This window comes from Streptomyces laculatispora (assembly GCF_017353455.1).
In the GTDB taxonomy this organism is placed as follows: Bacteria; Actinomycetota; Actinomycetes; order Streptomycetales; family Streptomycetaceae; genus Streptomyces; species Streptomyces laculatispora.
In genome coordinates this window covers 1-7,910 of sequence record NZ_JAFMPZ010000004.1, presented here as the reverse complement: position 1 = coordinate 7,910, position 7,910 = coordinate 1, and the positions used below count along the sequence as shown (strand labels likewise).

6 protein-coding genes are annotated in these 7,910 nt (G+C 70.8%); 3 read left to right on the top strand and 3 right to left on the bottom strand.

Annotation, left to right across the window (positions count from 1 at the left end; translation table 11 throughout):
- Positions 1-715 (bottom strand): SchA/CurD-like domain-containing protein (locus J1C73_RS00330; protein ID WP_207314532.1); only part of this gene is annotated, 715 nt, incomplete at its 3' end.
- A gap of 265 nt (positions 716-980) precedes the next feature.
- Here J1C73_RS00330 and J1C73_RS00325 point away from each other — a divergent pair.
- Complete coding sequence (locus J1C73_RS00325) at positions 981-2,615, top strand: FAD-dependent oxidoreductase (RefSeq protein ID WP_207314531.1); 1,635 nt, start codon at positions 981-983, stop codon at positions 2,613-2,615.
- 27 nt (positions 2,616-2,642) lie between these two features.
- Here the strand turns inward: J1C73_RS00325 and J1C73_RS00320 are convergent, their stop codons facing one another.
- The gene (locus J1C73_RS00320) at positions 2,643-4,166 is read right to left on the bottom strand and encodes an alpha/beta fold hydrolase (protein WP_207314530.1); all 1,524 of its coding nucleotides are present in this window, start codon (positions 4,164-4,166) and stop codon (positions 2,643-2,645) included.
- A gap of 263 nt (positions 4,167-4,429) precedes the next feature.
- Between J1C73_RS00320 and paaK the strand changes: the two genes are divergently transcribed.
- Positions 4,430-5,725, top strand: a complete 1,296-nt coding sequence (paaK, locus tag J1C73_RS00315; protein ID WP_207314529.1) for a phenylacetate--CoA ligase PaaK — start codon at positions 4,430-4,432, stop codon at positions 5,723-5,725.
- 179 nt (positions 5,726-5,904) lie between these two features.
- Positions 5,905-6,696, top strand: coding sequence for an SAM-dependent methyltransferase (locus tag J1C73_RS00310; RefSeq protein WP_207314528.1), 792 nt, complete (start codon positions 5,905-5,907; stop codon positions 6,694-6,696).
- A 19-nt stretch (positions 6,697-6,715) separates the two neighbouring features.
- On the opposite strand, the gene J1C73_RS00305 is transcribed toward J1C73_RS00310, so the two are convergent.
- Positions 6,716-7,910: AMP-binding protein (locus J1C73_RS00305; protein ID WP_207314527.1), on the bottom strand; the 1,195-nt coding region annotated here is incomplete at its 5' end.

Below are 7,910 nucleotides of genomic sequence, written 5' to 3'. Positions count from 1 at the left end.
GGGTGAAGAACATCCGGGCGGAGTCGGGGTCGGCCAGGTCGCGGTCCTGCTCCAGGTACGGGTTGAGCGCTTCCTCGACGGCCCGGACCTCCGGCTGCCGGGAGACGTGGCGCAGGGCCGCGAGGAGGTCGCCCTCGACCTCGACCGCGCGCACGACGCGATTGCCGTGCATGAAGAGCGAGGTGCGGCGCAGCCGGGTGTGCTCGTCGACCCGTGCCTCCGGGGCGTCGTAGTCGGAGAGGATCTTCGCGACGATCTCCTCGGTGCCCGGCCTGACCGTGAAGGTGAGTGCGTGGCGCACCACTCCGTCGCCAAGGCGGGGCGCGGCCTGGAGGCCGCCCTTGAGGGGCTCGAAGCTCTCCTCGAAGGCGGCGCCGGTCTCCCGCAGGACGCTGAAGCGCAGCGACCGGGTGTCGCGCACGCAGCTGTGCAGGGGCTGGACGGTGGCGACGTGCTCCTCGCTGTTGACCCAGGCGAGGAAGGGCGGCGCGCTCTCCCACTCGCTGGTGATGAGCCATTGGGACGGGTTCTCGATGGACTGGCACAGCTGGTCGCTGATGTGTCCGGGGATGGAAGCCACCTGGTTGCGCATGTGTTCGTAGGCCTCCAGGAACTGCTTCTGGGCGCCATCGTGCAGGTCAAGCAGCAGGATGACCCGCAGCCTTGATCCGTCGAAGGCGGACTGGGAGGTCCGTTCCGAGAGGGTGGTGGTCATCTTGCGAACTCCTTCGAGACGGTGGGGCGGCCCGGCCTTCCGGTTAGCTGGGTAACCGGCGGCTGTCGAGTGGAATCGGAGCGGGGAGTCTCCCGGCAGTTACGCACGGTTCGCCCCGGACTGCGGGCGTCGTCTCCGTCACCGATCGTGAAACGCTGGTCCGCCTGACGCGAGATTTATGAACCGTTCAGGTGAGCGGGCGTCCGAACAGCTCCGGCGAGGGCATGAACACTGCATCTGTACGGCGTCCGAGCTGGAGCAACTGATGAACGAGAACGTCGACCTCCACGTACCGGTCCTCATCGTGGGCGGCTCCCTGGTGGGCCTGTCCGCGTCCCTTTTCCTCGGCAGGCTCGGCGTCGAGCATCTGCTGGTCGAGAAGCACTCCGCCACCTCGACGCATCCACGCGGCCGGGGCAACAACGTGCGCACGATGGAGATCTTCCGCAAGGCGGGGGTGGAGTCGCAGATCCGGGCGGCCGCTTCGGTGCTGGCGGAGAATCACGGCATTCTGCAGGCCGGTTCGCTGACCGGTGACGACCAGGAGTGGCTGTTCAAGGAGATCGACCCGGGTGGCGCGCTCGCCCGCTTCAGCCCGACGGGCTGGTGCCTGTGCAGCCAGAACGACCTGGAGCCGGTGCTGCTGGACCGGGCCCGGGAGCAGGGCGGCGATCTGCGGTTCTCCACCGAACTGCTCTCGTTCGACCCGGACGGCTCAGGTGTCGGCGCGGCCCTGAAGAACCGCGAGACCGGCGAGCACACCTCGGTGCGAGCGGACTATCTCATCGCCGCCGACGGCCCGCGCAGCCCGGTACGCGAGCAGCTGCGGATCGGCCGTTCGGGGGCCGGTGACCTGTTCCACAACGTGAGTATCACCTTCCGCTCCCGTCGGCTCGCCGATGTGCTCGGTGACCGGCGCTTCATCGTCTGCTACCTGACGAACCCGGATGCGGACGGCGCCCTGCTGCCGGTGGACAACGAGGAGCAGTGGGTGTTCCACGCGCCCTGGCAGCCCGGTCTGGGCGAGACGCTGGAGGACTTCACGGACGAGCGGTGCGCCGCGCACATCCGCAGGGCGGTCGGCGCCCCGGACATCGACGTGGAGATCACCGGCAAGGCGCCGTGGCACGCGGCGGAGCGGGTGGCGGACCGCTACTCCCGGGGCCGGGTGTTCCTCGCCGGTGACTCGGCGCACGAGATGTCGCCCACCGGGGCGTTCGGCTCCAACACCGGTATCCAGGACGCGCACAACCTGGCGTGGAAGCTCGCCGCCGTGCTGCGCGGTGAGGCGGGCCCGGGTCTGCTGGACACGTACGGGGCGGAGCGGCTGCCGGTGGCGCGGGCGACGAGCGAGCGGGCCTCAGCACGTTCCGGCGAGCACAGCCACCCCGGGTACGCTCCGCCGCCCACCGTGGGCGGCGGCAAGCGCGGCGGAATGCTGAACGTGGCGCTGGGCTACCGCTATGTGGACGGCGCGGTGCTGGGCGTGGCCGCGGATCAGCCGGTGGTGCCCCAGGGGATGCAGCTGACGGGTGAACCGGGCAGCCGGGCGCCGCACCTGTGGGTCCGGCGGGCGGGTGAGCGGATCTCCACCCTGGATCTCTACGAGCGCTCGTTCGTGCTGCTCGCCGATGGCGCGGACGTGGCGTGGCGGCGGGCGGCGGCGCGGGTCGGTGACCGGCTGGCCGTGCGGCTCGACGCGTTCGGCATCGGCACCGGTCCCGGCGGCGATCTGGAGCCGGAGGCCGGTGCCGACTGGGCCGAGGCGCACGGGACGAGCACTGAGGGCGCCGTGCTGGTCCGCCCCGACGGGTTCGTCGCCTGGCGCTCGGAGACGGGCGTTGTGGACGCCGAGGCGACGCTGCTGGACGTCATGGTGTCGCTGCTGCACCGGGACTGACGCGGCGGGCGGTCCTGTGCCGCTCCGTCAGGCCACACCGAACGACCGGAGGGCAGCCAGGTATTCCTCCGGCCGTTCGGTGTGCACGAGATGGCCGGCGTCGATGGTGACAAGCCGGCAGTCGGGGATCCGCCGGGCCATCCAGGCGAGGTCCTCCTGGTCGATCTGGCTGCTGGGACCGCCCCCGATGACCAGGGTGGGCGCGGTGATCTCGCCGAGGCGTTCGCGGCCGGCCGGATCGGGTTCATTGAGCTGGGCGTTGATGGACGGCACCACGGGCCAGTCGAAGTCGAGTTCCCCGTCGGGGCGTTCGGCGGGGCCGCGTGGCGGGTCGAGCGGGAAGGGCGGCGGGGCCTCCTCCAGGACGAGCCGGCCGATGAGTCCGGGCTGCCGCTCGGCGAGCAGATAGGCCGCCGCGCCGCCCATGGAGTGCCCGATGACCGTGGCGCCGGAGAGGTTGCGGGCCTCCAGGAACGCGTGCAGATCGTCGCGGAACAGCTCGAAGGAGTAGCGGCCGGGCCAGTCGCTGAGGCCGTGGCCGCGGAAGTCGATCGCGTACACGCGGTGTCGGGACGCCAGTTGTCCGGCGATCCCTGTCCAGGTGCGGCTGTCCCCGCCGCGTCCGTGGGCCAGGACGACCGGCGGCGCGGCCGGGTCTCCCCACACCCGGTAGGCGAGCCGTATCCCGCCGGCCTGCACGCTGTGCACATCCGGGTCCAGGAAGGCGGTGACGGTGCGGACGAAGGCCCCCGGGTCGTCGAGCCACGGGAAGTGTCCGGCGGCGCGCTGTACGGCGAATTCGGCTTTCGGGAAGAGGGCGGCCAGTTCGGCGGCGCGGTCGGGGGTCGTCACGCCGTCGTACTCTCCGGTGAGGACGAGTACCGGGGCCGGCAGCTCGCGCAGTGCGGCCACCGTCGTGGCCGGATCGAATGCCTCCTGACCGTAATAGCCCTGGGCGGCATCGGCGTTGATCTGCGCTGCGGACGACGCGGCGTGGTCCTGCGCGGCGGCGTCCCAACGGCCGTAGAGGAACGGCCGTGCGGCGGCGCGCAGTTCGTCCGTGAGGCGTCCCGCCCAGATCTGCTCCAGAGCCGGGAGCGCGTCCTCGTACCACGGTTCCGTGCGACGCAGCCCGGCGGCCTCGCGGGCCTCGCGTTCGGCGAACCCCAATCCGGCGGCCCGCGTTCCGGGTGCGATGAGGAGCAGACTGCGAAGCGCCTGCGGGTACCGCGCCGCGTAGAGCGCGGCAAGGTCCCCGGCCGCCGAGTGGGCGAGCAGATCGATGTGCTCCAGTCCCAGGTGTTCGCGCAGTGCCTCGACGTCATCGACCAGCCGGTCGCAGCGGTAGGTGGTGGTGTCGTCCGGTACGGCGGAGTCCCCGGTGCCCCGCAGATCGAGCAGCACCAGTTGCCTGTGGCCGCCGAGCCCGCCCAGGCCGCCGAGGTAGGCGCTTGCCCGCATGGCCCCGCCCGGCAGACAGATCAGCGGGGCGCCCTGTCCTACGAGGTGATACGCGAGTTCGGTTCCGTCGTACGTGTGGAAAGTCGGCATGGAAACCATCCAAACAGGGCCGACCGGGTGATGCAGCTCTGTTCGGTACGAGCGTATCCGCGGTGCGCAACGGTCCCTGGCCGGGTCGGCCGCCGCCCGGGGAGTACGCGTGCGCGGTGGGCCGGCCGCATCCGGTCCTGTCCCGCGACATGCGTCGTGTCCCACCTCTTGCCAGCGGGCGGAAGATCCTGAATTACTGCTCCCGGAAGAAACGACCGAATGATCGGTCGTCTGCACGGTGCGCAGGGAAGAGGGAGATCGGCATGACGGCTCTGCTGGACGCGGCGGAACGGATGGACCGCGAGGAGCTGCGGGCGCTCCAGCTCGAACGGCTGCGGGCGACACTGCACCACGTCTACGCCCACGTCGACCACTACAGAGCGGCGTTCGACCGGGCGGGGCTGCACCCGGACGACTGCCGCTCGCTCGCCGATCTCGCCCGGTTCCCGTTCACCACCAAGGCCGATCTGCGGGACAACTATCCGTTCGGGATGTTCGCGGTGCCCGAGGAGCAGGTACGCCGGATCCACGCCTCCAGCGGAACGACGGGCCGCCCGACCGTCGTCGGCTACACCCAGGGCGATCTGGACACCTGGGCGGACGTGGTCGCCCGCTCGATCCGGGCAGCGGGCGGCCGCCCGGGGCAGAAGGTCCATGTCGCTTACGGATACGGGCTGTTCACCGGCGGGCTCGGCGCGCACTACGGGGCGGAACGGCTCGGCTGCACGGTCATTCCCGCGTCCGGCGGCATGACGGCCCGGCAGGTCCAGCTGATCCAGGACTTCCGGCCCGAGATCATCATGGTGACGCCGTCGTACATGCTGACGCTCCTGGACGAGTTCGAGCGGCAGGGCGTCGACCCGCGGTCGACCTCGCTGAAGGTGGGGATCTTCGGCGCCGAGCCGTGGACGCAGGAGATGCGGCGCGAGATCGAGGAACGGTTCGCGATCGACGCGGTCGACATCTACGGGCTGTCCGAGGTGATGGGCCCGGGCGTCGCCCAGGAGTGCGTGGAGACGAAGGACGGGCTGCACATCTGGGAGGACCACTTCTATCCGGAGGTGGTCGACCCGTTCACCGGCGAGGTGCTGCCCGAGGGCGCCGAGGGTGAGCTGGTGTTCACTTCGCTCACCAAGGAGGCCATGCCGGTGATCCGTTACCGGACCCGGGATCTGACCCGGCTGCTGCCGGGGACGGCACGGGTCTTCCGGCGCATGGAGAAGGTCACCGGGCGGAGCGACGACCTGGTGATCCTGCGCGGGGTGAACCTCTTCCCGACCCAGATCGAGGAGATCGTGCTGCGTACGCCGGCGGTGTCGCCGCACTTCCAGCTGCGGCTGACCCGCGAGGGCCGGCTGGATGTGCTGACGGTGCGCGCGGAGGCCCGGGCGGAGGCGACACCGGAGCAGCGCGCGGCCGCCGCCGCATCGGTCGCGGCGGCCGTCAAGGACGGGATCGGGGTCTCGGTCGGGGTGGAGATCCTCGACCCGGAGACGCTGGAGAGGTCGGTCGGCAAGTTCAGGCGGATCGTGGACGAGCGGGACCGGCCGGGCAGTTGACCGGGGGCCGGGGGCCCGGCTCAATGTTCCATGGGTCCCCCGTGGTTGCTGTGGCAGTATGCGTCGATGTGGCGACGGCCCGCAGGGGGACAGTCTGGCCCGCGTCGCCCCGTCCCGCCTGTTCCGCGCACGCTGCGTACTCCTCGCACGCTGCGCGCCGAAGAACTCTGGAGCTCTCCATGACGCCAGGCCCGGCCGACTCCCCGATCGACACCAGCAGGCCGCACCCGGCGCGCGTCTACGACTATCTTCTGGGCGGCAAGGACAACTACCCGGTGGACCAGGAACTCGGCGCGCAGATGCCGCCCGTGGCGAAAGCCGGTGTCGCGCAGAACCGGGCGTTCATGCACCGTGCGGTCGGCTGGGCCGCGCGCACGGGCATCGACCAGTTCCTCGACATCGGGACGGGGATCCCGACCCGGCCGAACCTCCATCAGATAGCCCAGGAGATCAACCCGGCGGCCAGGGTCCTCTACACGGACAACGACCCGATCGTCCTGCGTCACGCCGAGGCGCTGCTCATCAGCACCCCCGAGGGCGCCACCGGCTACCTCGACGCCGACGTGCGCGAGCCGGCGAAGATCCTCGGCCACGCGCGGAACCTGCTGGACTTCGACCGGCCCATCGCACTCTCCCTCATCGCTCTCATGCATTTCGTTCCCGACGAGGACGACCCCTACGGCATCACACGCACCCTCGTCGACGCACTGCCCGCCGGCAGTTGTCTGGTGCTCTCGCACTTCACCAATGAATTCCTCCCCGCCGAGCAGGACAAGACCGAGACGTACCGGTCGAGCGGTATCAGCCTGCGGCCCCGGACGCGCTCCGAGGTCGCACGGTTCTTCGACGGACTCGACCTCGTCGATCCGGGCCTGGTCACGGCCCCGCTGTGGCACCACGACACACCGCTTCCGAAGAGCAGCGGCGCCATCGACAGCTTCCACGTCGGGGTCGCCCGCGTCCTGCGGTAGCACCGGCGGCGCGCGGTGTTCAGGCGAAGCGGTCGCGCAGCTCCCTCTTCAGGATCTTGCCGCTGGCGTTGCGCGGGAGTTCGTCCACAAAGAGGATCTTCTTCGGGGCCTTGAAGTGGGCGAGCCTCTCGCGGGCATGGCCGATCAGTTCGGCCTCCGTCGCCTCGTCCCGCAGCACGACGACGGCGGTGACGGCCTCGATCCAGCGCTCGTCGGGCAGTCCGACGACGGCCGCCTCGGCGACCGCGGGGTGGGTGTAGAGGGCGTCCTCGACCTGACGGGAGGCGACGAGGACCCCGCCGGAGTTGATCACGTCCTTCACCCGGTCGACGACGGTGAAGTAGCCCTCCGGGTCGCGTACGGCGAGGTCGCCGGAGTGGAACCAGCCGTCGCGGAACGCCTCGGCGCTCTCCTGCGGCTTGTCCCAGTAGCCACTGCACAACTGGGGTGAGCGGAAGACCACTTCGCCCGCCGTGCCGTCGGGGACGTCCTTGCCGTTCTCGTCGACCACCTTGGCCTCCACGAAGAGGACGGGCCGGCCGCAGGAGTCCATCCGGCCCTCGTGCTCGTCGGGTCCCAGGACGGTGGCGAGCGGGCCGATCTCGCTCTGCCCGAAGCAGTTGTAGAAGGCCAGTGCGGGCAGCCGGCCGCGGAGCCGTTCCAGCACGGGTACGGGCATGATCGACGCGCCGTAGTACGCCTTGCGCAGCCCGGCGAGGTCGCGCCGCGCGAAGTCCGGGTGGTTGGCCAGGGCGATCCAGACGGTGGGCGGGGCGAAGAGGCTGTCGGCCTGTCCGGACTCGACGAGGTCGAAGATGCGGCCCGCGTCCGGGGAGTCCAGGACCGTGTTCTCGGCCCCGACCGCGAGGTAGGGCAGCAGGAACACATGCATCTGCGCGGAGTGGTAGAGCGGCAGGGCGTGGACGGGCCGGTCGCCGGCGCGGAGGTCGAGGGCGGTGACGGCGCTGACGTACTCATGGACGAGCGCGCCGTGCGTCATCATCGCGCCCTTGGGCAGCGCGGTGGTCCCCGAGGTGTACAGCAGCTGGACCAGGTCGTCCGCTCCCGGTTCGTGGCCCGGTGTGAAGGCACGCGGCGTGGCCAGTTCGGCCAGGAGGGAGTCCGGGGCGTCGCGCAGCGCCCGTACGGCGTATCCGTCCGGGACGCGGCCGGCGAGGTCCGGGTCGGTGAGGACCAGGGAGCTGCCGGACTGG

What these genes read in the sequence shown, in the direction of transcription:
- J1C73_RS00325 (WP_207314531.1), top strand. Translation starts at nt 981, where the DNA reads ATGAACGAGAACGTCGACCTCCACGTACCGGTCCTCATCGTGGGCGGC.
- J1C73_RS00320 (WP_207314530.1), bottom strand. Translation starts at nt 4,166, where the DNA reads ATGCCGACTTTCCACACGTACGACGGAACCGAACTCGCGTATCACCTC.
- paaK (WP_207314529.1), top strand. Translation starts at nt 4,430, where the DNA reads ATGACGGCTCTGCTGGACGCGGCGGAACGGATGGACCGCGAGGAGCTG.
- J1C73_RS00310 (WP_207314528.1), top strand. Translation starts at nt 5,905, where the DNA reads ATGACGCCAGGCCCGGCCGACTCCCCGATCGACACCAGCAGGCCGCAC.